The 26,683-nt window shown below is 60.5% G+C and carries 19 protein-coding genes and 1 riboswitch; of the genes, 9 read left to right on the forward strand and 10 right to left on the reverse strand.

Annotation, left to right across the window (positions count from 1 at the left end; all coding sequences use genetic code 11):
• Nucleotides 1-165: 165 nt before the first annotated feature.
• The 9 genes from PPP56_RS02435 to PPP56_RS02475 form a co-directional block, all read right to left on the reverse strand.
• The gene (locus PPP56_RS02435; RefSeq protein WP_353562438.1) at nt 166-924 is read right to left on the reverse strand and encodes a hypothetical protein; all 759 of its coding nucleotides are present in this window, start codon (nt 922-924) and stop codon (nt 166-168) included.
• Between the two features lie 138 nt (nt 925-1,062).
• The gene (locus PPP56_RS02440) at nt 1,063-2,325 is read right to left on the reverse strand and encodes a hypothetical protein (RefSeq protein WP_353562440.1); all 1,263 of its coding nucleotides are present in this window, start codon (nt 2,323-2,325) and stop codon (nt 1,063-1,065) included.
• 75 nt (nt 2,326-2,400) lie between these two features.
• Nucleotides 2,401-3,039: a c-type cytochrome gene (locus PPP56_RS02445; RefSeq protein WP_353562442.1), complete on the reverse strand. Its 639-nt coding sequence runs from the start codon at nt 3,037-3,039 to the stop codon at nt 2,401-2,403.
• A 55-nt stretch (nt 3,040-3,094) separates the two neighbouring features.
• Nucleotides 3,095-3,694, reverse strand: coding sequence for a DUF3341 domain-containing protein (locus PPP56_RS02450; RefSeq protein ID WP_353562443.1), 600 nt, complete (start codon nt 3,692-3,694; stop codon nt 3,095-3,097).
• 52 nt (nt 3,695-3,746) lie between these two features.
• On the reverse strand, nt 3,747-5,186 hold the full coding sequence (gene nrfD, locus PPP56_RS02455) for an NrfD/PsrC family molybdoenzyme membrane anchor subunit (protein WP_502912541.1): 1,440 nt from the start codon (nt 5,184-5,186) through the stop codon (nt 3,747-3,749).
• Between the two features lie 144 nt (nt 5,187-5,330).
• On the reverse strand, nt 5,331-8,486 hold the full coding sequence (locus tag PPP56_RS02460; protein WP_353562445.1) for a 4Fe-4S dicluster domain-containing protein: 3,156 nt from the start codon (nt 8,484-8,486) through the stop codon (nt 5,331-5,333).
• A gap of 143 nt (nt 8,487-8,629) precedes the next feature.
• Nucleotides 8,630-9,277 carry a cytochrome c3 family protein gene (locus PPP56_RS02465; protein WP_353562446.1) on the reverse strand — a complete coding sequence of 216 codons (648 nt, stop codon included), beginning with the start codon at nt 9,275-9,277 and terminating at the stop codon, nt 8,630-8,632.
• A 406-nt stretch (nt 9,278-9,683) separates the two neighbouring features.
• Nucleotides 9,684-10,913 (reverse strand): FHA domain-containing protein, encoded by a 1,230-nt coding sequence (locus tag PPP56_RS02470; protein ID WP_353562447.1) that lies wholly within the window; start codon nt 10,911-10,913, stop codon nt 9,684-9,686.
• Between the two features lie 233 nt (nt 10,914-11,146).
• Nucleotides 11,147-12,538 (reverse strand): MATE family efflux transporter, encoded by a 1,392-nt coding sequence (locus tag PPP56_RS02475; protein WP_353562448.1) that lies wholly within the window; start codon nt 12,536-12,538, stop codon nt 11,147-11,149.
• Between the two features lie 444 nt (nt 12,539-12,982).
• Between PPP56_RS02475 and PPP56_RS02480 the strand changes: the two genes are divergently transcribed.
• The 7 genes from PPP56_RS02480 to tenA all read left to right on the forward strand — a co-directional run bounded on the left by PPP56_RS02480 (nt 12,983) and on the right by tenA (nt 21,272).
• On the forward strand, nt 12,983-14,005 hold the full coding sequence (locus PPP56_RS02480; protein WP_353562449.1) for an acetyl-CoA carboxylase carboxyltransferase subunit alpha: 1,023 nt from the start codon (nt 12,983-12,985) through the stop codon (nt 14,003-14,005).
• Between the two features lie 62 nt (nt 14,006-14,067).
• Nucleotides 14,068-14,493: an acyl-CoA thioesterase gene (locus PPP56_RS02485; RefSeq protein WP_353562451.1), complete on the forward strand. Its 426-nt coding sequence runs from the start codon at nt 14,068-14,070 to the stop codon at nt 14,491-14,493.
• A 42-nt stretch (nt 14,494-14,535) separates the two neighbouring features.
• Complete coding sequence (gene nadC / locus PPP56_RS02490; RefSeq protein ID WP_353562452.1) at nt 14,536-15,432, forward strand: carboxylating nicotinate-nucleotide diphosphorylase; 897 nt, start codon at nt 14,536-14,538, stop codon at nt 15,430-15,432.
• A 181-nt stretch (nt 15,433-15,613) separates the two neighbouring features.
• Entirely contained in the window at nt 15,614-16,264 is a 651-nt protein-coding gene (locus PPP56_RS02495) for a CBS and ACT domain-containing protein (RefSeq protein WP_353562454.1), read from the forward strand.
• 53 nt (nt 16,265-16,317) lie between these two features.
• Nucleotides 16,318-17,451: an acetoin utilization protein AcuC gene (locus tag PPP56_RS02500; protein ID WP_353562455.1), complete on the forward strand. Its 1,134-nt coding sequence runs from the start codon at nt 16,318-16,320 to the stop codon at nt 17,449-17,451.
• Nucleotides 17,452-17,807: 356 nt separating this feature from the next.
• Nucleotides 17,808-20,276, forward strand: coding sequence for a S49 family peptidase (locus PPP56_RS02505; RefSeq protein WP_353562457.1), 2,469 nt, complete (start codon nt 17,808-17,810; stop codon nt 20,274-20,276).
• A 56-nt stretch (nt 20,277-20,332) separates the two neighbouring features.
• Nucleotides 20,333-20,466, forward strand: a riboswitch (TPP riboswitch).
• A gap of 74 nt (nt 20,467-20,540) precedes the next feature.
• Complete coding sequence (tenA, locus tag PPP56_RS02510) at nt 20,541-21,272, forward strand: thiaminase II (protein ID WP_353562458.1); 732 nt, start codon at nt 20,541-20,543, stop codon at nt 21,270-21,272.
• A 112-nt stretch (nt 21,273-21,384) separates the two neighbouring features.
• Here the strand turns inward: tenA and PPP56_RS02515 are convergent, their stop codons facing one another.
• On the reverse strand, nt 21,385-22,239 hold the full coding sequence (locus PPP56_RS02515) for a M50 family metallopeptidase (protein ID WP_353562459.1): 855 nt from the start codon (nt 22,237-22,239) through the stop codon (nt 21,385-21,387).
• 811 nt (nt 22,240-23,050) lie between these two features.
• Here PPP56_RS02515 and PPP56_RS02520 point away from each other — a divergent pair.
• Together PPP56_RS02520 and PPP56_RS02525 are read left to right on the forward strand one after the other, a co-directional pair.
• Nucleotides 23,051-25,057: an ATP-binding cassette domain-containing protein gene (locus tag PPP56_RS02520; protein WP_353562460.1), complete on the forward strand. Its 2,007-nt coding sequence runs from the start codon at nt 23,051-23,053 to the stop codon at nt 25,055-25,057.
• Nucleotides 25,058-25,079: 22 nt separating this feature from the next.
• Entirely contained in the window at nt 25,080-26,294 is a 1,215-nt protein-coding gene (locus PPP56_RS02525; RefSeq protein ID WP_353562461.1) for an FG-GAP repeat protein, read from the forward strand.
• The last annotated feature ends 389 nt before the right edge of the window (nt 26,295-26,683 follow it).

Raw genomic sequence — 26,683 nt, forward strand, 5'->3', positions numbered from 1 at the left:
AACAAAGAGCAACAAAGAGCAACAAAGCATTGACAGACGACCTTGGACGTCGGAGCGCCTCTGTAGCGAAGTGGGAGGATCTGTTTACTCAGCACGTGGCACCGAGTTGGCCCGAGCAAGCGATGCGGCCATTGAATTCCGGATAGCTACACACAGCTACCGGGTTTACGATCCATCCTCATCATTTTGCTCCTGAGTATGTTCCTCAACAACAATGTCGATAGCCCGGTCTATCGGGATGCGATACCGTCCTTCTTCTTCGTCGATCACCTCATATCTTGAGATCTGGCGGCGGCCTTCCACGTTTGTCTGTTCAGCCACAGACGACTGTGTTGCCACTGCTGCTTGCCGGGCCTGCTGCTGCTCTACGTTTGTCCAGGCGAAAAGAACAAACACAGCAATAGTAATCACGACAATGATCGCTACAGCGATGCCTGCAATCTGTCCAGCAGCAATGCCTTCTTCTGCAACCCCCACTTCGCGCTCACGCTCAAACTGCGCTTCGGGTGACACAACGCGTTGGGGAATCTCTTCTTTTGCGGAGCGCACCAGCTCTACAGCTGGGCCCATATCTTCCTCTTTTTCGGGAAGCCCCCCGTATGCACGGGCAGTTTCCGCGTCAGCCGCTACGAAGCTCTCTACACGATCTCCGGTTGTTATCGTATCGCCTTCAATAGTGAGGATACGCCAAAAGAACGTCTCTTCGTTGGTAGGAAAAAAGTCTGCGACCCGGACTGCCGTATGGGTGCCGGTTTCTTCTTCCAGAACAATGGCGTCAAATCGTGCAGACTCAGCTACCTGGAGAATGTATCCATCGGCTTCACCTTCTGCATCCCATTCGAAACGAACGTTATTTCCATCCACAACCGCTGCTTCGCGGGGCGTAATAAGCACAGGGGCGCCGGATGAAGGTTGAGTACTCATTGTATAATAAGGGGGCTTTTCAGCATATCAGGATTATCTGATACGGCATTATTTACTACAAGGTCGAAAGCAAACACGAAGATAAAAACAAAGTAGCTGGCTTGAATCGGGGCAGCCACCTATTTGCCCCCTTCCAGGCTACACGTTTTCAAAATGCATCGACTCGCGCAAGTAAGGGTGCTTGTGAGGCACAAGTGCGTGACGGCTAAGCCGGTAGAGGGCAGCAGCCAGGAAGAGCCCAAGCAGCCCCAGCCAGGTTGTAAAGTCAAGCCAGTGGAAGCCCCCTGCATCGTTTACGTAAGGCACACTCAGCCAGTGCAGGTCAAACCAGTGCATCCCGAAGAGCCATACGGCCATGATGCCAAGCAATACAGGAATGCGCTTTGTGATGCGCGGAAGCAAAATCAAGAAGGGGATGACGAAGTGCATAAGCAGAAGCATCGCGCTGTGCCACTCCCATCCGTATTCCAGCCGGATGCGATAGAATATCGTCACTTCCGGAATGCCCGCATACCAGATTAGCAGGTACTGGCTGTATGCAATATACGCCCAGAAGACAGTGAACCCGAAAAGATATTTCCCAAGGTCATGATAGTGCTCTGGCGTGATTACATCCTTGAGCATACCGCTGCGCTGCAAGCTCGTCGCCGTAATGATCGTGAGTGCGAGGAAAGCCAGCATCCCCCCTGCAAAGATATAAACGCCGAATATGGTGGAGTACCAGTGCGCATCCATCGACATCAGGATGTCGTAGCTTGCAAAGGCGGTGATTACAGCTGTTAGCGGCAGCCCCCATGCGCTTGTAAAGCGGAGATCTTTGACCAGGCTGGCGTCGCCGGTCACGTCTTGCTTGACAGAAGTTGCGTACAGCTTGTACGACAGCAGCGACAGGAGCAAGAAGTAGGAGACCATCCGGATCGACCAGAACGTCATGTTCAGGTAGGCCTCCTTACCTGCAATGATTTCGTCATAGTTTGGATGCCCTTCGATAAAGCGCTCAGGCTGTGCCCAATTGTAGAGCTCCTCCATCCCAAAGAGGATAGGGATGAACAAGATCGCCAGCATTGGGAAAGCCCATAGCAATGACTCATTGATTCGGTTTACGACAATGCTCCACCCTGCCTTTGTGAGATGGTTGAAGTAGAGGAAGAAAAGCGCACCGATGCTGATCGTGAAGCAGAACGTCCAACCAGCCAGGTACGAAACGTAGAACTGCTCGGGATTGACCAGCCACCCAAGGGCACTGATCGCAAGTAGCACCAGCCCAATTGCGGCTGGAGCCAGCCAAACGCGTCGGTCTCCCGTAAACTGAAACTCGGGAGGGGCCGATTCGGAGGTAGAACGCAGCGGATCAATGAGCCACGTGAGCAAAGAGGATGAGCGCGATTCAGGGTCTGACATAACGTAGCGGTCTGGGGTTCGACGGAGGGGCCGCGATCTATGGGGTGAGCGTGAAGCGAGACACAGTAGTGCGAGTTAGTCGACGTTGATGTTCGCACTTCGTCCAGCAGCAATCTGCTGCAAGGCGCTCTCGCTCAAGTCGCCTTCGCGCGCATCTTGGCTACGCTGCAGGGCACGCATGTACGAGACGATTGCCCAGCGATCTTTTACAGCAATCTGTTGCGCATAGCCAGGCATGCTGCGCACGCCATTCGCCACGACATCATACATGTAGCCATCGGGCTCTTCATCGCGAAGACGGTCGCTATGAAAAGTGGGGGCGGGCGTATACCCGTAATCACCCGTCATGATGATGCCCTGACCATCACCCGCAATGCCATGACATACCGAGCAGTAGATCTCGTAGCGCTCTTTACCTCGCTCGAGAAGCGCCCGCGTCACATTTACTGGAGTCGTTTCAACGAATGTGCCTTCCTCATCGCGACCGGTGTAGAGGACAGAGTTTTCGCGCAGGAACCCGCGGGCCACCGTTCCGGGCACAGGCTTCCGCATCGCGGCATTATCAGCAAAGAAAGGATTCGCCTCTTGCGCATTAAAACGCTCCTGGTAGTCCATGTCCAGGTTCGGGTGAATCGGCGGCTTATCCGATTCCATACCCCGGCATCCCGTAAGGATGAGCGCAAGGGCAGCTAAGGAAAGAAGGAGGGTACGCATACGACTGTGCAGGTTAGGGTCAGCCATGAAGGAGGGCGAGGGCGCCAGCGTTGTCTTACGCCTCGACAGCCTCGTCATCATATATGATTTCAATGTATTCAGCTCCGAGATCACGCAGCAGGGCTGCGGTCTCCTCTTCATCAAACTGCTCATCGCTTGCGGCAATGTGCAGGAAGAAGCGGTCGTCGGTCACCTTGCTGAAGCGCTCTGAATAGAACAAGGGGTTGTACGGGCGTGGCAGGCCATTCAGTGCCAACATGGCTCCTACGGTAGCTACAGCAGCTACCACAATAGTCAGCTCAAACATAATGGGCACAGAGGGCTCCAACGAAAAGAAGGGCTTTCCGCTGATGTTGAGCGGATAGTCAACAGCGCTCATCCACCACATCATAAGGTAGCCGCCTGCGCATCCGGTGAGTCCGCCCACAAACGTAAAGTAGCCCACTTTGGAGTTCCCGAGCCCCATAGCGTCGTCCATGCCGTGGATAGGGAACGGGCTGTGCGTATCGAACTGCCGATACCCAGCCTCACGCGTCGCCTCAGCAGCATGCAGAAGCACGCCAGGGTTTGGAAATTCGGCGAGCATTCCGTATGGACCCTCTTCGGCACCATCGTAGATGCCCATTGAGGCCTTGATTTCCTGGATCAGTGTCATGGTAAGAGGGTGTTCAGTTCATCAGTAGAGCAGAGCACGGAGCCGTTCTGCTTTAGGTGCCGCCGTTTGTTGTACCGTCATCGGGCGTATCGTCTCCGTTTTGCTTACCGCCACGGTAGTTACGATAGCCTTGCGAAGGCTTGATGTACGGCGTGTCGTCCTGCGCAGCCGGGGCGTGTCCATCGCCTTCGGCGTCGTAGTAGTGTGGGTCTGACTCGGGCATTGCCGTCTTGACCTCAGCCATAGCTACGATCGGGATGAAGCGGAGGAACAGCAGGAAGAGCGTGAAGAACAGCCCGAAGGTTCCTACAAAGGTGAGGACGTCAATCATTGTGGGTGTGTAGTAGCCCCACGAGCTCGGCAGGAAATCGCGGTGAAGCGACGTAATCGTAATCACGAAGCGCTCGAACCACATCCCGATATTCACAAGGATAGAGAGCCCAAACATGACCGGGATAGACCGGCGCAGCTTCTTGAACCAGAAGAGCTGGGGTGAGATCAGGTTACACGTCATCATGATCCAGTATGCCCACGCATAGGGCCCGAAGGCACGGTTCAAAAATGCGTACTGTTCGTACTCAAGCTGCGAGTACCAGGCAATGAAGAACTCCGTGATGTAAGCAAACCCAACAATCGTACCCGTCACCAAGATGATGATGTTCATCTTTTCGAGGTGGTCGAGTGTAATCAGATTTTCCAGGCTGTAGATCTTTCGAGCAATGACGAGCAAGGTTACTACCATTGCAAACCCGGAGAAGATAGCCCCTGCTACAAAGTAGGGCGGGAAGATCGTAGTATGCCACCCTGGTAGAATCGACACAGCGAAGTCAAACGAGACAACGGAGTGTACCGACAGCACGAGCGGTGTAGCGAGACCGGCAAGCAGCAAATATGCTTTCTCATAGTTGCGCCAGTGGCGGTTTGCCCCCGTCCATCCAAGCGACAGGAAGCCAAGGATACGCTTGCGGAAGAACCCTTTCGCGCGGTCGCGGAAGGTGGCCAGGTCGGGCACCATTCCTACGTACCAGAAGACCAGCGATACGAGAAAGTAGCTCGACACAGCGAACACATCCCACAGCAGTGGACTCTTGAACTGCGGCCACATCTCCATCTGATTAGGGATGGGCAGCGTCCAGTAGATAGCCCATACGCGACCGACGTGGAACGTCGGAAAGATGAGCGCACACATCACCGCGAAGATCGTCATCGCCTCCGCAGCGCGGTTGATTGAGGTACGCCACTGCTGTCGGAAGAGAAAGAGGATCGCCGAAATAAGCGTTCCGGCGTGCCCAATACCGACCCAGAAGACAAAGTTCACAATGGGCCACCCCCAGGCAATAGGCTGGTTGTTGCCCCAGACGCCGACGCCGTTATAGACCTGATAGGCCAGCATGGCGATCAGCATCATGGCTCCGGTTGAAGCCACGGCAAAGGCAGCGTACCAGGCCGTCGGCGTTTTCCGCTCGGCATGGTACGAAACCAGCTCGGTCACATCGCTGAAGGAGAGACCGCCCTTTACGAGCCGGGGCCGCTCGTGAAAATTCTCGCTGCCTTCGGCAGGCCCCTCACTATGTTCGGTACGCTTGTCCACGGATTTCTACGCTTGATTCGACAGGGTGAGCGTGGAGGCCGGAGGTTACGCCGTTTCGGCAGGTGCGTCTGCATCTGCCAGTCGCGGGTTTGGATTCCGGACGCGCCCCAGATAGGAGAGGCGCGGTTTTACATTCAGGTAGTCGAGCATTTCGTAGCGTCGGCTGTTGTCGCGCTTCTGCACGAGCTCGCTTTCGGGATCATTCAGATCGCCGAAGGTAATTGCGTTGGTTGGGCAGGCCTGCTGGCACGCCGTCTGGACCTCGTCGGTCTGCATCGGACGATCTTCGTTGCGCGCCTGGCGCTGCGTAGACCGCACGCGGTGGATGCAGAAGGTGCACTTCTCCATCACGCCACGCGAACGAACCGTTACACGCGGGTTCTGCGCCATCTGCACCTGCGTAGGCAGCGTACCTACCCAGTTGTAGTAGTTGAAGCGACGCACCTTGTACGGACAGTTGTTTGAGCAGTAGCGCGTGCCGATGCAACGGTTATAGACCATCTGGTTTGTGCCATCCGGCGAGTGAACCGTTGCTGCCACCGGACATACAGCCTCGCACGGCGCATTCTCGCAGTGCTGACAGGTTACCGGCTGCATAACCATCTCTGGACTCTCGTCATTCGCATCCTCACTCACATAGTAGCGATCCATGCGCATCCAGTACATGTGGCGGCCGTTGCCCACTTCTTCTTTGCCAACTACCTGCACGTTGTTTTCGCTTGTGCAGGCAATGACGCAGGCATTACAGCCGGTGCAGGTGTTGAGGTCGACGACCATGCCCCACTGGTTATCATAGTACCAGTTGTCCTTCATCTCGGGCTGCTCAGACGGGTGGTTGTCTGCCCACAGCTCGGGGTATTCTTCGTAGGAGTCTTCGCGGTAGCCGGGCACCGGCTCGCCCATCTCGCGGATGCGCTCAGGGTCGTTGCGATGCTCTTCAAGCGTCGACCAGCGCGCAATCGGGCGCCCTTCCATGGAGCCATGCTCCTGAGTCGACACAATCTTATAGCCGGAGTCCACCTTTGTAACTGTGGCGCCCGAAGCAACGCGGCCATTGTTGCTTCGAATTGGTGATACGTTGGTTCCAACCGGCGTGTAGGGCGTGCCGTCTTCGTTTACGCCTCCGGCCAGTGGGCCATCGCCATAAATATCGGTGTACTCGTCGGTATTCCAGAACGGGGTGCGGCGCTTCGAGCGGCGCGTAGAGAGCGAACGACCATACCCCAGTGTAACTCCTATGGAGCCATCGGGAAAACCGGGCTGAATCCAAATAGGGATCGTAACCGATGCGCCGTTGGCTTCAATCGCAATACGATCGGCGCGAAACACACCGGCGTCGTACGTGACCTCTACGTCGAGGTCTTCGGCAGTCGCCGGGCTCATGAGCGCCACGTTGTCCCACACAATTTTTGTTGTCGGGTCGGGCAGCTCCTGCATCCACGCGTTGTTCGAGAAGCGCCCATCCAACAAAGTGGGGTCGAGGCGGAAGACGACCTCGTAGCCGTCTTCGCTATAGGTATCGACAGACTCGGGGAGCGACACATCTGCTGGAACCACCGAAGCGTACTGGCTATCTGCCAGATACCCGTCGTGCAGTGCCCGGCGCCACGTGCGCTCAAAGTCGCTTTCTACGCGCCCACGCCACACGTCGCGCACCAGGTCGTACCCGGCGGCGTCGGTACCCGTTGCGAGCGCATTTACAATCTCGAGAAGGGAGTGTGCATCTTCGTAGAGCGGATCGATGAGCGGCTGGATGATGGAAAGCGTGCCGTCGTAGCTACGCCCATCGCTCCAGGCTTCGAGGTAGTGGGCCTGTGGCACGTGCCAGTCGGCAGCACGCGCTGTTTCGTCGACATGCAGTCCAGCATGCACAACTGTACCCACACGCTCTGCCGCTTCCGCAAAGCCAAGCGAAGCCGGAGCGTTGTACATCGGGTTCACGCCCAGCATAATGAGCGTATCGATGTCGCGGTTATTCATGTCTGCCACCAGCGCGTCGAGCGCTTCGCTCTGTAGCGTGGGGGCTTCGTCCTCTGTGTCGAAGAACGAAACGGTTTCGCCAAGGCTACCGAGCTGCTCGTTAATGGCCATAGCGAGCGCGTGGATCTCGGGCGACTGCGTCTCGCCGGCCACCACAACGCTCTGCGGACCCGCTTCCTGCAGGTCGCGCGCAATTTCTTGAACGTAGCGCTGCTCGTTCGCTGTAAGGCTGCCTGTGGGGGCTACATTCACGCCAAGCTCTGCAGCCAGCGCCGTCGCAAAATGAGGGATTCGGCGCGCTTGCATTCGCAGGCGGTTGTCGGCCATGCCGCCGGTGATGCTATATGCACTCTCGACCGCATACAGACGGCTCATATCGTCGCTCGGGTCTTCTACGCGACGATGCTCCGCAAACGACTGGCTGTTGTGGAGGAAGTTGGGCGCGGTGCCATCAAGAAAGTCAGCATCCAGGCTGAGAATGACATCGGCGGCTCCGAAGTCGTACTCAGGACGCAGCGGTTGGCCAAACGCCAACTGCATGCCCTGGGCAACGGCATCGTCGCCTTCAGCAGCGTATGTTACCCACTGCAGGTTGGGGAAACGGCTCTCCATGCGCTCTCGCATCGCCTGCATGGTTGGCGACGACGTAGGCGGCGCCATGACGGCAACAGACTGCGTATCCGCCCGGTCGCCGAGCGAACGACAGAAGCTCATGAAATCGCTCCATGATGCGTTGCTCCCATCCTCAAGCACGCGGCGCGAACGGTCGGGGTCATACAGGTTGAGCACCGACGCAATTTCGTACGGACTCGTGGCCCCCTGACTGTACGGATGATCGGGGTTGCCGTCGACCTTTGTGGGGCGCCCGTCGCTACTTTTTACGAGAAGCGGCCGCACGATCCCACGGAACGGCATCGCGCTGGCATATTCGTTCGGAACGCCCGGGATCACCTCCTCAGGCTTTCGTGCATAGGGAAGAATCTTCTCGACCGGGCGGCGGCACGCGGTCAATCCGCCCATGGCCATAGCAGCCCCCATAAGCTGGAGAAACTGCCGGCGCGAGGCGCCGTCGGGGGGCGAACTCATGCCATCGCGAAACTCATCGCCCGAGTTGGAGCCCGTGGGCGCATCCATCTGTACCGGACTCCGCCAAAAATGGGGACCCGACTCTTCATCGCGAGACTTCGCCGAATGATCGTTTAAGACGTCAAGCTCGATCATGGAAATCGATGGGGTAAAACCGTTCGTAAAGAAAAGTGGCAAAGCGCGTAAGAGGCGCCTCAGTTATCGGACAGCTCCGCTACCGGCGGATCCGTTATGGGCACAGCGGCCTACAGCTTGCCAGTTCGAGGGTGCCAGCCGGTTTAGTAGTGACAGGCCGAGCAGTTTGTAGGCGGCTGAATCCCTTCGCGGCGCACCTTCTCAAGGTTGCGGTCCACAAAGTCAGCTGGCTGCACGTAGCCCATGGTCGTCACCTCCTCGGTAGGGCGCAGGTAGAGCTCAGGCTGCCGGTGGCACTCCAGACACCAGCCCATAGAGAGCGGCTCTGTCTGCGCAACTACTTCCATCTGGTCAATACGACCATGGCACGTCTCACAGCCCACCCCTGCTTTCACGTGCGAAGCATGGCTAAAGTGTGCATAGTCTGGAAGATGGTGCACCTTCACCCACTGAATCGGGACGTCGTTCTCCCAGCTATCACGCACCGTCTGAAGCTGCGGCGAGTCTGTCTTGATCTGATTGTGGCAGTTCATGCAGGTTTGCGTGGCTGGCACGTTAGAGTGCGAGGCTTCCTCGACCCAGTTGTGACAATACCGGCAGTCCATTTCGAGCTGACCAGCATGAAACTCATGGCTGAACTCTACGGGCTGCTCAGGGCGATACCCGACATCCGTAAACTCAGGCGAGAAGTAATACCACACGAGAAATACCACGACGACAAACCCAAAAACCGATGCCCCGAGAGACAACAGCGGGAGTGCGTTTGCTTGTTTTGGAAATATCTGTGCCATAACTACGGTATATGCAAGGGACTACCGGAGCGCCGTAGGAGATCGTGCACATCTACAATGCAATCGTACAATGCAAATGCAATCGCACAATGTGATAGGCCCGACTCCTTTAACGTATGAGGTTTGACTGTAACGCGATATGCCTTTCAGGGAAAGTTGCTCAAAGGATACGTAGCGTTCGCGTCAAACGGATACGTAACATACATCGTAGCTTCTCCGAACGCCACCGCTCTGCAAGACTTTCCACCAAACTTAACCTGATTTCGGAAAGGCTTCACGGTAAACTGCGAGTGAGTGTTAAAATGATGTTCTAAACAAATGCGTTACAAGTATACTTTGTTTCTCGTCTTTCTCCTTCTCTGCAGGACGCCTGCGCGGAAGCGTACCTGCTATTCGCCCCTGCTGGTTAGGACGCGTTTTCTTGTTCATCAGTCTTTTTATCTTTATCGCGGCACAACGGCGACGTTAGCGCATCCCGGGGGGCCTGCATATGCGCCTGGTACGTGCTCAGAAAAGCAGGTCGAAACAGCTTTTGCTCTACATGCCCCCAGTCGCTATGGTAGAGCTTGCGCCACTGTCGCTCCAGCCGCTCCCATCCCACATCGCTGTCTTTGCCCCCAAATACGCGCATGAAGACCCCCGTTTTGCCTGGATTCGGAACGGATTCGCGCGGACTGATCCGTCGCAGCAGCGCCTGCCCCCCTTCTTCGATGCTATCCTGGTACCCGTGCAGCAGCGCATAGTGGTGTACAACCACGTATTGCAACGCGCGGCATAGCTGCATGAATAGCTCATCGCCCCCGTGCTCCCTACGCTCTTCCAGCGCGCTGCGCACCCCATCGGGCGTGGATGCGCGCAGGAAGATGTTATCCTGCACAGGGGGCGGCGTATCGAGATGCTCCCAGAGCACAGACGGAAGCGAAAGCACGTCGTCCATAATCGATGGCAACGCGCCCCACGCGTCTTGCTCAGGCTCTTGCCCAGCTTCCCGTTCAGAACCCTCTCCGCCCAACATGGCCTCCTCCGGCCGATCGCCCCGGGGCCGTCCCTCTCTCTCCTCACGACGACCGGCGAGCGATGGACTCGAAGCCACGATTCGTTGGAGCGCCGCCCACGCTGCTGGACGTGTACGCAGATGATCTACCACACCCGCCAGGGTCGCACGTTCGGTGCTTTCGCCGTTCGCCCCCGCTTCAGCGTTAACCTCGCGGGCCAATGCAATAAGACGATCGGCCAGCGCGCCGGCTTGCTCATGCCACGACCTGCTTTCTGCATCGCCTTCAGCGCGGGGCGCTCCACGGGTACGTTCAGCGGTGGCTGGCACCAGGGGCGTATATGTAATGACCGTATCGCCTACCTGGATTTCAGCGTTGGGGACCAGAAGCGTAGGGGTCGGAGGCGCAACGCGCTTCTCATCGATGAACGTGGCGTTTTTGCTCTTGCGATCGCGTATTACGTGATGGCCGGTTGCAGCCAGCTCGATCGTTGCATGCTCCTTGCTCACTTTCGGGTCGAGCACCACCACGTCATTACTTTTTGCCCGCCCTATCGTAACCGTCTGCTGGTCAAAAAGCAATGACGTGGATGCCGAAGTAGGCGAGGCATCGGCGGGATGTATGGTAAGCTGATATGGCATAGGGTAGCTGGAAGACCACAAGACCAGGTGCGAAAGACACGTGAAGGGAAACGCACGTCGAAGGCAGGCAACGGCGACGTAATTGGCTCCTACTTAGTACAGGGGGCAAGGTATGGAAGCGGTGCCAATAAGTAAACACCCTATTGTGAGATGGCTAAGGGTTCTCCAAAGCAGCCTGCACAGACGTTTCGCGCAATTCTGGGTTCGAAACACCCACAGATGGAGCAGCCGACTCATGCATGCGGTGTTGAAGAGGCCGTGATGTCGCGCGTTTCAACAGCGTGCTCCACATTCTGATGGAAGCGAAGCGTAAGCCAGATCGAAGCCGCAACCAGTCCGAGCACGAGTCCCCACCAGAGCCCATGGGCCCCCGCATCCCCCACAACACCAAACAAGTATCCGCTGGTTAGTCCGATACCCCAGTACGTAAGAAAAGCAATCACCATCGGGATGCGGGTGTCCTTGAGTCCGTGCAGAGCGCTTCCCGCGGCTACTTGCACGCCGTCGAACACCTGAAAGACCGCTGCAATAAGCAGCAGCGATGCCGCCAGCGGGGCAACGGCCTGGTTTTCGGGAGCGGCTGGGTCGATAAAGAAGGAGACGATCGCATCGGGGAAGATCCAGAACAGCAGTGCCGACCCCATCATGGTCGCGGTGGCGCAGCCCATTGCGGTGAAGCCAGCCCGCCGGGCTCCGGCCGCATCGTCACGTCCGGCCGCCTGCCCCACGCGCACCGACCCGGCAATCCCAATGCCGAGCGGCACCATAAACGCAAGCGAAGCACACTGCAGGGCGATCTGATGCGCCGCAAGCACCTCGGCCCCCAGCAGTCCGGCCATGAGTGCCGTGATTGTGAACAGGCCCGCCTCTACGCCCCGCGCAATGCCGATCGGCCCCCCGATGCGCAGCAGCTCCATAAAGTAGGCGGGGTCGGGCGTACGCAGAGCAGCAAAGATTTCGTAGTCGGCAAACGGGGGCACGCGGTAGACGAAGAGTGCAAGCATAGCAAAGATCGCCCAGAACACGATCACGCTGGCCCAGCCGGTGCCCACGATGCCAAGAGCCGGCACGGGGCCCCAGCCGTACATCAGGAATCCGTTGGCCACAACGTTTACGCCCACCCCAACAGCAGCAATGACCGTTACCGGTAGCGGATGCCCCAGCGCCTCTACGAACCCGCGCATCCCGACAAACCACAGCGCCGGTACGAGCCCCCACAGCATAGCCCGCAGGTAAGCAACGGCTGCCGTCACCGTTGCAGGTTCCTGTCCGGCCCACAGCAGCACCGGCTCAATAAACCACAGCACACCCATCGCCAGCACGCCCAGCACCGTACCCAGCCAGAGGGCCTGCCGCACGCTGCGCACGATGGGCGTTCGGTCGCCTGCTCCATAGGCTTGTGCCACCATCGGGTTGACCGCCTGCAGCACGCCCGAGGTCACGATAAAGAGGAAGAAGAACACGGAGTTGCCCAGGGCTACCGCCGCCAGGGCTTCGGATCCGAGACGGCCCACCATTACAGTATCGACGAACCCGAGCGACGCCAGCGCCATCTGCGCTGCAACGACGGGCGCGGCAAGCTTAAGGGTAGGACGAACGTCCTGGAGCAGTGAGAACGTGGGCATGCAAGCAGAAGGGGCAGAAGAAACAGATGAAGAAAACGAACAAAGAAAACGGACAAAGACAGCGGGCGCTTCTGAGAATCTCTCAAACGCAAGCCAATTGCGAGAGCGTCGGCCACACGGTATTGGCCACATTGACCATGCATCTGTATACATGTGGGCACATGTTGGGCCACCATGAAGCGAATGGCTACACGCGCGAAAGGCTCTCGTTTTCTGTGGAGACCCTTCGCAAAACGAGCATCGCTCCTACGAGCAGGCAGGGGCGGTAGATGCATGAGGCGACGGCTTCTGCGGAGATAAGCCCGCGCATCCGCCAAAATATAGCCAAATCATATGTGAACGTAGCCAATCTGTTACGCGAACCCCTCCTGTGCATTGCCTTTTACATACGCAACCTGCATGTTAAACCCTTGCATTCGTTGTTGCTGATAAACCCGCCGGACCATGGCCGACGACACGTACCTCCTTGATTTTGAGAAACCGCTGCACGAGCTGGAGCAGAAGCTCGGTGAGATGCGGACGCTCAACCGCGACCACGCTGAAGACCTCACTGCCGAAATCGAAGCCCTGGAGGAGCGCGTAGAGCAGCTTCGGGTTTCGATCTACCGCAACCTGACGCGCTGGCAGCGGGTGCAGATTGCGCGGCACCCGCACCGTCCGTATACGCTCGACCACATCAAAGCGCTTACCGAGGACTTCGTGGAGCTGCATGGCGACCGGCGCTTTGGAGACGACCGCGCCATCGTGGGCGGGTTTGCGCAGTTTCAGGGCGCGCAGTATGGGCACCGCGACCGCACGGTGATGGTCATTGGCCACCAGAAGGGACGCGATACCAAAGAGCGCAAGTTCCGCCGCTTTGGGATGCCCAACCCCGAGGGCTATCGCAAGGCGGAACGCCTCATGAAGCTGGCGGCCAAGTTCAACAAGCCGGTCGTTACGCTGCTCGACACGCCCGGCGCCTATCCGGGACTCGAAGCCGAGAAGCGAGGCCAGGCCGAAGCCATTGCACGCAACCTCTTTGAGATGGCCCGCCTGCCCGTTCCAATCATCGTTGTGATCATCGGCGAAGGGGCTTCAGGCGGCGCTCTCGGGCTCGGCGTGGGCGACCGCGTGCTCATGCTCGAAAACGCCTGGTACTCGGTTATCGCCCCCGAGAGCTGCTCGCAGATCCTGTGGCGCTCGTGGGACTACAAGGAGGACGCCGCCCGCGCCCTCAAGCTCACGGCTACCGACCTGATCGACGTGAACGTGATCGACGAGATCGTGCCCGAGCCTGTTGGCGGTGCGCATCGCAACACCGAAGCCACCTTCAACGCGGTCGGCAACGCTATTGGCGCCGCTCTCAACACCCTCGAAAACATCCCGACCGATGCCCTGCTCGACCAGCGCCTGGCCCGGCTCGACCGCATCGGCGCCTACGACCAGCGCACCCCGCAGGCATCGCCCATGCCGACCGACGCTGCGTAATGCCCGTGCATCCCGCCTGATTTCGCGCTCTGCTGTGCTCCTGCCGCTACGCCCCTGCTGCCATGGACGACGTCGCGCACGTATACACCCACACCCATCGCGTTCGATACCGCGAGTGCGACCCCATGAGCGTGGTCTACCACACGCACTACGTTGACTACTTCGAGATGGCGCGCACCGAAGCCATGCGCGACCTGGGCCTCGCCTACCGCACGCTCGAAGACGATGGCATCATCATGCCCGTCATCAACGTGTCGGTGCAGTACCACGCACCGGCCTACTACGACGACCTGCTCGCCATCGAGGCCCATTTCGGCCAGATGCCCACCGTACGCGTCCCCATCGACTACGTCGTTAAACGCTCTGATGACGACCGCCGCATCGCATCCGGGCATACCGATCTTTGTTTTATGGATGCGGACACACGACGCCCCATTCGGCTGCCTGATCGCGTACACCGCGCATTCGCATCGGTCTTGCCCACGTAAATCTCTGTTTGCCTGCTTCTGCCCTCACCTGCCTCCGTTCGGATGTCGACGCTCCCCCCGTACCTCTCCGACACCGACCTCGACGACCTCATTGCACGTGCCCTGCGCGAAGACGTGGGCTCGGGCGACGTAACCACGGCTGCTACTGTGCCGGCAGGCGCTACCGCTCAGGCCACCCTGCAGGCCAAAGCCCCCGGCACCGTGGCCGGCCTCTACGTGGCGGCACGCATCTTCCGGCAGAGCGGCTCCGACGTGTCGCCCCACTGGCGCGTCTCCGATGGCGATCGCGTTGCCCCCGGCGCCGTTGTGGGCACGCTGCGCGGCCCCGCCGCTGCACTTCTTACCGCCGAGCGTCTTGCGCTCAACGTGATGCAGCGCATGAGCGGCATCGCCACCGCCACCCACCGCATGGTCGAAGCCGCCCGCCCGCACGTGCCCGACATCCTCGACACCCGCAAGACGGCTCCTGGACTGCGCGCGCTCGACAAGTGGGCGGTGCGCCTGGGCGGGGGCACGAACCACCGCATCGGGCTGCACGACCTGTTTCTGATCAAAGACAACCACATCGCCGCAGCAGGCGGCGTTGCCGAAGCGCTCGACGCCGCCCACGCCTACCGCGATGCCCACAGCCTGAACCTTGGCATCGAACTGGAAGTGCGCACCCTCGACGAGCTCGACGCGGCCCTCGCCCATGGCGGCGCCGACATCCTGCTGCTCGACAACATGACCCGCGTCATGAGCGATGGCACGGTCGATGTGTCGATGCTCCAGACCGCCATCGACCGCGTAGACGGCCGGTGCCGCACCGAAGCCTCTGGCAACGTCACCCTCGACACCGTGGCCCCCATCGCCGCCACCAGCGTTGATGCCATCTCCTCCGGCGCGCTCACGCACTCGGTTACGGCACTCGACCTCTCGATGGAGCTTGCGTTGGCGTAAGAAGCCCTCTATTCTTCTACTCTTCTACAGCCCCCGTGGCACATTCTGAATGCCCGGCACAGTTCATATCTGTAGTTCACGTCTCTATTGCGTCCTATCCCTGTCGTTTGGTATAATGTTGGTGTAATGACAGTAGGTTCATCCGCCAACGTTTTGCTCCTGTACCTTTCCCGCCTCGGCTATGCTCATTCAAGACATCATGCACCATCCGGTGGTCACCATTCAGGCCACGGACTCCATTAGCGCTGCTTTCGACCAGATGCATGAGCACAGCATCCGGCACCTGCCGGTTATGGATGCAAAAGATACACTGGTTGGCATACTCACCGATCGCGATATCCGGTACGCCACCAGTGCCCTCACCGACAAGCCGGTTGCTCGCAACGATGCCGTGTACACGGTAATGTCTAAGCCCCCAATCACCGCCGGGCCCCGCGACCCGGTCGAGGAAGCCGCCCGTACGCTTCGCACCGAGCGCATCGGGGCCCTACCTGTTGTGGAGGGCGATGCACTCGTGGGCATCATTACCGGCACCGACCTGCTCGACGCCGTGCTCCGCCTGACTGGCCTCGAAAAGCCGGGCAGTCGCCTGGCAGTGGCTCTGCCCGACAAGCCCGGACAGCTGGCCGCGCTCACCGCACGCGTGGCCGACGAGGGGCTCGACATCCACTCGGTGCTTAGCTACTACGAGCCGTCGGAGGACGAAATGCCGGCGTCGCACCTGAACGTCATCTTGCGCGTCGACACCATGAACGTCCGCCCGATCGCGGCGGCGCTGCGTGAAGAGGGATTTGCCGTTCGCTGGCCGCTCGACAAGCCCGCGGGTACGTGATGCTTTAGCTGCCTGCCCGGTCCTCGCACTCCCGCATCCAGCCCGCCCTGCGCATGCCCACACCCCTGCTCTTCGACAACACCTACCTCGACTACTTCTTTGGCCCCGAGCATCCGTTTAGCCCCGACCGGCAGCGCATGCTGTGTAGCCTGCTGGAGGCGCTTCCGATTGATGCGTCGTTCACCGCACCGCCCCCGGCTACACGCGAAGAGGTCTGCACCGTCCACGACGAAGCGTTTGTGGAGGCGGTCGAGCGCTGCTCCACGGGCGACCTGCCCGCCACCGTGCGCGACTTCGGGCTTAACACCGCCGACGTGCCAACCTTCGACGGCATGGATGCCGCAGCCCGTGCGCTCTGTGGCGGGGCGCTGCATGGCGCCCGCTTAATTGCTAACGGCACTGCCGGTCGTGTACTTCAGCTGGGCGGCGGGCTGCACCATGCTCACCCGCGCAGAGCCTCGGGCTTCTGCGTCTACAACGACCTGTCAATCGCCATTCAGGCGCTGCGCAGCGAAGGGATGCGCGTAGCCTACATCGACATCGACGTGCACCACGGCGATGGCGTGCAGGCCGTGCATGCCACCGATCCCGACGTTCTCACGCTGAGCCTGCACGAGTCGGGACGCTACCTCTTTCCGGGCACCGGGCACATCCACGAAATGGGGCGAGGCGCCGGGGAGGGCAGTGCGCTGAACATCCCCCTGGAGCCGTTTACCGAGGACGAAAGCTACCTGGAGACGTTCGAACGGGTGGTGCCGTTTGCCATTGAGCGCTATGCGCCTGACGTGCTGGTAGTGCAGTGCGGCGCGGATGCGCACTTCAGCGATCCCCTGGCCGACCTGTTGCTCACCACCCATGCGTACGACACCGTCTTTCAGCGCCTGATTGCTCTCTCTGAATCGCACACCGAAGGGCGGGCGCTCTTCACGCTTGGCGGCGGCTATCAGCCCGATGCCACCGTGCGCATCTGGGCGCTCCTTGCGCATCGCCTGCTCGACGCTCCGCTACCCACCGACCTGCCCACCTCGTGGCTCGACCGGTGGTCTCACAAGGCCGAAGGCACGCTCACGCCCACCCTGCACGATGACGAGCGCTCCTTCCAGGTCGAGCGCCGCGACGCCGTAGAAACCCAGAACCGCCAGGTCAGCAAGCGCGCCCTGGAGCGCATTGCCCCGATGTGGTATTGAGAACCTGTTCGGGGTTGTAGGCGCGAGCAAGCGTCGCTGCAGCGAAAATTGGACTCCGATGGAGGTCCCCAGCTCGGGCTACGGGCCGACACGAAGGCGCAGCCGCTCTGCATCTGCCCAGAAGCGTATTCAGGGGGATGCGAAGCGCACATGCTGCTACGCACATCCTTATGCCGCCTCCACAGCCTGCAGGCGTCCCGGCACCTGCCATCGCGCAGGCGCAAAGTCCCCATCCGTTTCCGGAGTCGTTACGCGCTTGAGCAGCAAATCATTGATATGCCATTGACATGCATGCGTGGCGCTTCGTATTCTGATGGTGCGATACGTCCCTCCCACCCTCATCGCCCCCTGCTGCCATGCGTTCCCTTCGCTCTATCGGGCTTGCCCTGATCGCAGTTCTGTCTCTCTCTGTAGCATCGCCCTCTGCCCAGGCGCAGCCAATGGCGTCGTACTATGCGCAGTACGACTTCCTGTCGGCCCCGCCCGCCGCATTCGATGAAGGCCTGCTCGGCTTTGCGAACCCGGCGCTGCCTGCCGTGCAAGCGAACAGCCTGCAGCTGCTCTGGTCAACCGACGGACGCGACCATGGCTCGGTTCAGAACTGGGGGGCGTTCACCTCGCTCGGCGGGTTCAGCGGCTCCGTGACGCGAATCCGTGCAGCTGGACTGCAGTCTACTGGCTACCACGTCGGACTTGCGGGCGGCGATCGGCGGTTTGCTGTAGGCGTAGGCTACCAGGGCTTTACTGGCGACAGCCGGGCCCTTGGACGCGTGAACCGTCTCACAACAGGCTTTGTGTCGCGTCCGAGCCGATACCTCTCTGTCGGCGGCGTCTACAACATCGGGCTCGAAACGAGCGATCGCGAGTTCGTCGCCGAAGTAGGCGTGCGTCCGTTGGGCTCACCCCGCCTTACCGTCTTTGCCGATGCCGCTCTCTTCGAGGGCGATGCCATTCAAGACGCCCCGTGGAGCGTAGGCGCGTCCGCTGAGGTTATCTCCGGACTGGAGGTGGTCGGCCGCTACTTCGAGAACGAAACGTTCACAGCCGGACTCCGCCTGAGCCTGGGCCGCCTGGGCGCAAGCAGTCAGGCGCGCTTCGACACCGAACAGGACTACGCCTCCAGCACGTACGGCATCCGGCTCGGCTCGCACGTGCCCAGCGCGATTAGCGACGCCATCGACCGCGACCGCTCCCACGTTACCCTTGAACTCACAGGTTCGGTTCGCTACCAGCAGAGCCGGCTCGCCTCGTTTTCGGGCGACGCGCCCCCACGCTTCTACGAGATCCTGCGTGTTATCGAACAGGCCGCCGCGTCCGACCGCGTACGTCAGGTGGCGCTGAACCTGTCGGGGCTGCAGATCCAACCTGCGCTCGCCTGGGAGCTCCGCGAATCCCTCAAAGCCCTGCAGGCACGCGGGAAAACGGTGCTCGTGTACATCGACAACGCTGGCATGAACACTTATCACATTGCCAGCGTGGCCGACCACGTGATTATGGATGCGACCGGGCGCCTCACCCTGCCCGGCTACGCCGCCAGCCAGACGTTCTTTGCCGAAACGCTCGACCAAATCGGGCTGCAGGTCGACGACTGGCGGCTCTTTTCGCATAAGTCTGCCCTCGAATCGTTCGACCGTACCGACTTCTCGGAGGCCGAGCGTGAGCAGCGCCAGGACTATATCGATGCGTTCTACGAAACCGTGCGAAGCGATGTGATCGACGCGCGCGGACTCAGCGCCGATGCCTTCGACGCGCTGGTCGATACGCAGACCATTCTGTGGGCTCGCGAGGCTGAAGAGGCCGGCCTGATAGATGCGACGGGCCGCTGGGAGGATGGCAGCGAACTGCTGAGCGAGCACGCCGGAGTGGAAACCTCGCCCCTCTCGTCGAGCGACCTCAACGAAATTCAGACTGCTACGCGCGAGTGGGGGGCGCCGCCGGTGGTGGCCGTTGTGTACGGCATCGGCGGCACGTCGCTCGACAGCGGGATGCGCGCCCGTGCCCTCCGCGAAACCATCCGCGACGCCGCCGAACGCAGCGACGTACGCGCTATCGTGTTTCGGGTCGACTCGCCCGGCGGCGATCCGCTCGCAGCCGACCTCGTCGCCGAAGCGCTCCGCGATGCGTCTGAGAAAAAGCCTGTCATTATCAGTCAGGGACAGGTCGCGGCCTCGGGCGGCTACTGGGTGTCGATGTATGGCGACGAGGTGTACGCCAGCCCGACCACCCTCACCGGCTCCATCGGCGTTGTAGCCGGCTGGTTCTACGACGACGGCTTCAGCGAGCGCGCCGGCTTCGACTACGACGTGGTGCAGCGCGGCGACCGTGCCGATCTCTTTACCGGCTACCAGCTGCCTCTGCTGGGCGTGCAGATTCCTACGCGCCCGCTGAGCGATGAGGAGCGCGAGCGTGCCGAAGCCCAGATCATGGCGCTCTATGATGACTTCGTTACACGCGTAGCCGAGGGCCGCGGCCTGTCTGAAGACCAGGTGCGTGATGCCGCCGAAGGCCGCGTATGGACCGGCCCCGCCGCGCAGGATCGCGATCTCGTAGACACCATCGGCGGACTCGACACCGCCATCGAGGCCGCCCACCGCGCAGCCGGCCTCGACCCGGCACGCACCGTCGTCCAGGAGGTGAACGCCATCAGCGGATTCTTCGGCTTCGGGCGATTCATTCCCGCTCCTATCGACAGCTGGCTACGCCCCGACCCGCCCGCACTCGACCGCGACGACCCGATGGTCGAGTACCTGCGCCTTATGATCGAGCATCAGCCGCATCCCCTCGTGCTCATGCCGCCGAGCATGATGCCTGTTTCGGACTCGTAGCGCCTGTCCGGGCCGGCGGTTTGCATGCCGGTTGCACGTTTCATATACTTTCAGATGAGCGAAGCTGGGAGTGCCCGGCTGTGTGAGCGGATGGTGGTCGTCAAACCACGCTGCACAGACGGTCGGGCTGAGATGATCCCTTGAACTTGATCCGGTTCGCACCGGCGGAAGGAAGCTTCGAGCAGCCCATGCGCTGCGCATCCCTGCATTTCTCCTGGCTTCGCTTGTCGGTATCCCTACGCATCCAAACCACAAGCACGCCTTATGTCTGTTACCACCAATCTCTCGTTCTCCGACGTATCCGTAGACCGCGCCTACCCGGTGCCGCCGTTTGCCGCGGCCTGCGTAGATGCCGCCCGCGACAGCTGGGGAGCTTCGTTCGACCACCCGTTCGTGCAGGCGCTGGCCCAGGGCACGCTGCAGGCGGAGCGCTTTCGCTTCTATCAGATGCAAGACGCCCGCTACCTGGAGGCCTTTTCGGATGCGGCTGCGCTCATCTCGACGCGCTGCCCCGACCCCGACGACAAGCTCTGGTTCATTGATGCGGCCCGCATGGCGCTCGTTGTAGAGGGCGAGCTGCACGCTGGATACGGGGAGCAGCTCGGCTACGACGCCGACGATATCGCTGCGCTCACGCTCACGCCCAACAACCGCGCCTACCAGGATCACATGATCAGCGTCGCCCAGCGTGGTTCGCTCGTAGAGGCCGTGGCGGCGCTCACGCCCTGCCCGTGGCTCTACATCGAGCTGGGGCAGCGCATGGAAGCAGAGATGGGCGCTATTCCCGACGATCACCCCTATGCCGACTGGCTGGCCATGTACCGCGACCCGGAGTTCAACGACTACATGGCCAACCTGCTGAGTCGCCTGCAGCGCTTTGCCGATGCCGCAGATGGGGCGGCGCGTTCTCGTGCCAAAGAGGCCTTCCAGACCAGCATCCGCTACGAGTGGATGTTCTGGGACCAGGCCTGGACGCAGCAGACGTGGCCGGTGTAGACCGGTGTGGAGGATGGCATGATGATGCCAACGCTGTCTATTTACCCATACGGGCCCCTGTAGCAACGTGGTGCCGTAGCGCGGCGACCCCTGGCTTTGTTACAGGGGCGCCTCATTGGCGCCAGTACCGCACGAATGCGATACCGACAGCTATTACACCCAATAGCCCCCACGTAAGCGCCCAGAACTCCGGCGGCAGCCCCGTCAGCTCCGCCATGGTCGCTGCATCGTTGTGCGAATGCCCTGATCGTGTCAGATTCCAGAGCGTCTGGATGCTGTTGAGTCCATCGAGTGCGAGCTGCACCCCCAGAAAGATAACCGCGCCCTGCTGCCAGCGCGGGGAGGCGTAGGTCGCAACCAGCAGCAGCGCCAACGCCGCCAGTCCGCCTACCATCCACGAAACCAGCCCACGGGTGGCGAACATGTAGACAAGCGCTCCGCCTACCAACAGCAATCCGCCACCGTACAGCAGCCGCGTGAGCAGCGAGTCGCTTTTCGGAGCCCCGTTGTGCGTACGTGACCATGCATGAGCCCGGTCGATCAGCACGAGTCCGGCGACGAACGCCCCAAACGCCACGAGCGACGCCCCGTATCCGCTAAACACGACCGTCACGATAAGCAGCCCTGCAGCCATGATGAGAAGCGTTGCGCGAGATCGCTTCTGCACGGCACCCGCCATGAGCAGCGCCGCCCCCACGCCGACTGAGGCCAGATATCCGGCAGACGTTGCGATCAGAGGAGCTCCGCCTCTGTAGCCCACATACCCGCTGGTATCCAGGCGCACCACAAAGCGATCCACCGTTCCCCCGGTACCAACGGCGGCCAGTGCGTGTCCGGCCTCGTGTACGAGCGTGCCCACAAGCTGAAACGGATAGATCATCCACATGCCGTACGGCACCACCATGCATACAGCCACAACGAACGTAGCTGCGAGCAGAAAGAGGCGGGCAGTTCGTTGCGAAGCCATAGCGTGCTGGAGGGGTCGAAAAGGGGGAAAGCAGGCGGTAGAGGGATGCGTACGGACGGTGCTTGCATGCTAACCCGCAGCCGAACAGGATGTGTCCTACACGGCGTGCCGCAGGTCGATTTGGGGGCGGGTGCCCGAACATGCCGAGGAAATCCCACAACCTTGTCATTGCGAGCGGAGCGACGCAATCTCATTGCTTTCAGGTCGGATGCAGCCACTCAGGACAAGGGGTACTCGTTCGATGCGCTCACAGCGCCACGTCGGTCGCAAGGTCTTCCTCGCAAGGTCCTCCTCGCAATAACAATTCTGAGCTATACCATTCAAGTATGACACAGCACTACGTTGTCTGCGAGTCGTGATCTGCCACTGCAGCACCGGCACATACACAGAACCTTGTCTCGCCGTTCGAAACGTACGCCCGGCCCATAGGTACAGGCTTATCCGCAAGCAGCCACACGCGCTGCGATATTTGGATAAAGAAGAATCTGCAACCTATACCTCAGGGAGCTTACCTCCAGGACTGGCCGGCAGGCCTCACCGCCCGGCGTGCGGAGACGCACCCTCATCGCGCCACGGCGGCTATGCATCAGGTGCTTTACAGATGCATAGATAACAGTGGACGTCGAAAGGCTCTGGGCGGCTACCCACATTGTCAAAGAAGAGGTTCTTCTCCCCTGATCGTCCGCGTGTGCTGCTTGCATCCCTTGTGCCCCACCTGTGCTGCCCGTGTGGCAACGCGGTGGGGCTTTTCTGATGCTGCCCGCTGCCCTACCCGGCAGTCAACACCGCGTATCCAACTACCCCTGCGCTCATGATTCACCTGCAGAACGTCTCCGTTATCTTCGGCGGCACCCCGATCTTCACCGACCTGTCGTGGGCCATCCCCGACGAGGGGCAGCGCATTGGGCTGGTTGGCCCGAACGGGGCAGGAAAATCCACGCTCTTACGTGTGATTACGGGCGAGCAAGAGGTGGAGTCGGGGCGTGTAGACCGTGGTGCAACCACGATTGGCTACCTGGAGCAGAGCCTGAACGAGCAGCCCGGCGAGGCGACCGTGCGCGATGCCGCCCTGCAGGCCTTCGACGAGGTGTTGGCCCTTGAGGCGCGCGAGGAGAAGATCACCAGGCAGCTGGAGCAGGCCACCGACTACGAGAGCGACCGCTACGCGAAGCTGCTCGACCGCCTCAGCCGGGTGCAGGAGCAGCTCAACGCCCGCGATGCCCACCGCATCCGCTCGCAGACCGAGGCCACACTGGCCGGACTCGGCTTCGCTCCCGACGACATGGAGCGCCCCCTCCGGTCGTTTTCGGGGGGATGGCGCATGCGCGTGGCGCTGGCGAAGCTGCTTCTGCAACGCCCCGACGTGCTGCTGCTTGACGAGCCAACCAACCATCTCGACATCGACAGCATCGCATGGCTTGAGACGTACCTGGAGTCGTACAGCGGCACGGTGGTGCTGGTGAGCCACGACCGCTATGTGCTCGACCGCATGGTCACACAGATCGCTGAGCTGACGCGCGGGCGGCTCAGTCTCTACGACGGCTCGTACTCGTATTACCTGGAGGAACGGGAGGAGCGACGGGCACAGTGGCGGGCCGAGTACGAAAATCAGCAGAAGCGCATCAACGAGATCGAGGAGTTCATTTCGCGCTTTCGCTACAACGCCTCGAAGGCCGCGCAGGTACAAAGTCGGATCAAGAAGCTGGAGAAGATGGAGCGCATCCCGCCTCCCCCTGATACCGAAGACCGCATCTCGTTTCGCTTTCCCGACCCGCCACGGTCTGGGCGCGTAGCCCTGGAGCTCTCTTCGTTCTCGAAAACGTATGCCGGCGAAAACGGCCCCGTGCGCGTCTTTGACGATGCGGGTCCGCTTGCGGTAGAACGCGGCGACACGATTGCACTCGTCGGCCCCAACGGCGCAGGAAAATCTACGCTCGCGCGTATCTTGCGTGGCACAGAGGCCTTTGAGGGCGAACGCAGCGAAGGACACAACGTGCAGCTGGCGCACTTTGCTCAGCACCAGGCCGACGCGCTTCCGATGGATGCCACCATCATAGAGACCGTACGCGGCGTATCCCCAAGCACCCCCGACACCACGCTCCGCACCCTGCTTGGCGCGTTTCTGTTTACAGGCGACGACGTATTCAAAGAGATCCGCGTGCTTTCAGGAGGCGAGAAAAGCCGGGTGGCGCTGGCCTGCACGCTGCTCTCGCCTGCAAACGTGCTGATTCTTGACGAGCCTACGAACCACCTCGACATCCAGTCGAAAGATGTGCTCATCGACGCGATTAGGCAGTACAGCGGCACCTGCATTATCGTGAGCCACGACCGCTACTTTCTCGATGAGGTCTGCTCGCACGTGTGGCGCGTAGGAAACGGCGATGTGCGCGTGTTTCACGGCAGCTACTCCGAGATGCAGTGGCAGATTGAGCACGGCTCCGCAGCCGCACTCAACCCCGAACCCTCTGGGTCGACACCGTCTTCCAACGGCACGGCTCCGCAGAACGCCCCCTCCGAAACGTCGGGCGCCGCAACGACACCTACTTCTGAGCACGCGCCGCAGCGTCCCGACGACGCATTTGCGGATCTCAACTCGTACCAGGTGCGCCAGAAGATGGAAGCAACGGAAACGGAAATCATGGAGCTGGAAGCACAAAAAGAGGAGCTGGAAGCGCAGATGGCGCAACCCGATGCCCTTGAAGACGGTGAGATGCACAAGCTCACCGAGCGCTACCAGCAGCTCGATGCCCAGCTTGCCGACCTCTACCCCGACTGGGAGGCGCTCAGCGAGCATGTTATGGCCATCGATGCCACATAGACCTGCTTCCATGCCCATGCCTATGCGTCTGTTTGCTTCCTGCTTCCCTCGCCTTCGATCCCTCCTGCTTTTCGTCGGACTGCTTGGGCTGGGGGTGCTACCGGCCGGTGCACAGATCACCACGCTGGCTCCGCCCGACTCGGTCGAAGCGCTGGGATTTGGCGAGTCCGTCGATATAGATGGCAACCATGCCGTGATCGGGGCCCCAAGTGAGCAGGTGTGCGGCATGCAGTCGGGCGCGGCCTATCTGTACGAGCGCGACCCGGAGTGGGGGCAGTGGACGCCCGTTGCACGCCTTACCCCCACCCCCTGCCGCGAGAATGCGTTCTTTGGCAGCGCCGTATCCCTTCAAGACGACCGGGTACTCATCGGCGCAAGCAGCGAGTTCTTTGCCGATCCACAGTCGAATGCCGCTTTTGTCTTCGAGCGCCGCAGCGATTCCACCTGGACGCAGACCGCTATGCTCACAGGCGATGTCAATCTCCAGGAAGGCCCCTTTGGAGCAGATCTCGCGCTGAGCGGAGACCGCGCGTTTGTCTCTACCACCGGCGACTTCCAGGGCCGCTTCGGAGGATCTGTATACGTGTTTCGGTATGACGCGGAGACCGATCAATGGCAGCGCGAGGCGCGACTCACCTCCGACCGCGACCTCGGTCGTGGCGTGCTTGGCGGATCGCTCGCTGTAGACGGAACGCGGGTAGCCGTAGCCGCCTCAACGTACTTCGCGCGCCAGCCCGGTGCTGTCCACCTGTTTGAGCGCCCCAGCACTGCCTCTCCAGAATGGACCTCCACCGCAATTCTGGCTGAACGCGACGACTTCTTTCTTCCTCTCGACCTGCACGGCAACCAGCTTATTGTCGGAGAAAGCCGCGCCGAATCCGACAACTCGGGCCGCGCTACCCTGTACAGCCGTGCTCCTACCGGAGCCTGGCGTAAAGACGCCGTGCTGCGCCCCGACCGCCCATTTGCCGACGGTGCCTTCGGATCGGCGGTAGCCATAGAAGAAGACTGGGCGCTGGTCACCGGATACGACGAGCAGCTCCAGCAGGACGTGAACATCGATCGTGTTGTGTACACGTTTCAACGCGACGACGAGGGGACCTGGCACCAGCGCCGCTTTATCGATGTGGGGCGGATCGACTTCGGCGCCGCCCTGGCTCTCGACAACGGCGTAGCACTGATTAGCTGGGTCCCGCCTCAGGGTGAGGGTCTCGTCTACAGCATCACGCTGCAGTGACTTATGTCATTATAGACCGGTACTGTCAGAGACCGGTACGGCCAGCCGCCTAAAATACCGACAGCACATAGAAGAGGCGCTGACCCAAGGGGGGGGGCAGGAGTGGGTCAGCGCCTCGAGGGGACTTGTTGCAGCATGAAAACTGCTTTTTGCTTCTCTACAAAAAAGATCTATGCTCACGTCTTGAGTTTCGCATTAACTCGCATTTTACAAACGAGCTTTTTCGGACCTACCGAAGCACAGTATATCCATACAGATAAGGAAGCTGCTCATTTCCCTTCCGGTTCACATAGCATTCTGCGCGCGTCTCTGTGCGCGCTACAGCATCGAAACGTCCCGCCAGCAAGACCGCATCTTATACCCACGTAGAAACACCGGCGTGTGCATAG

The sequence above is a fragment of the Longimonas sp. genome (assembly GCF_040409695.1).
GTDB lineage: Bacteria > Bacteroidota > Rhodothermia > Rhodothermales > Salinibacteraceae > Longimonas.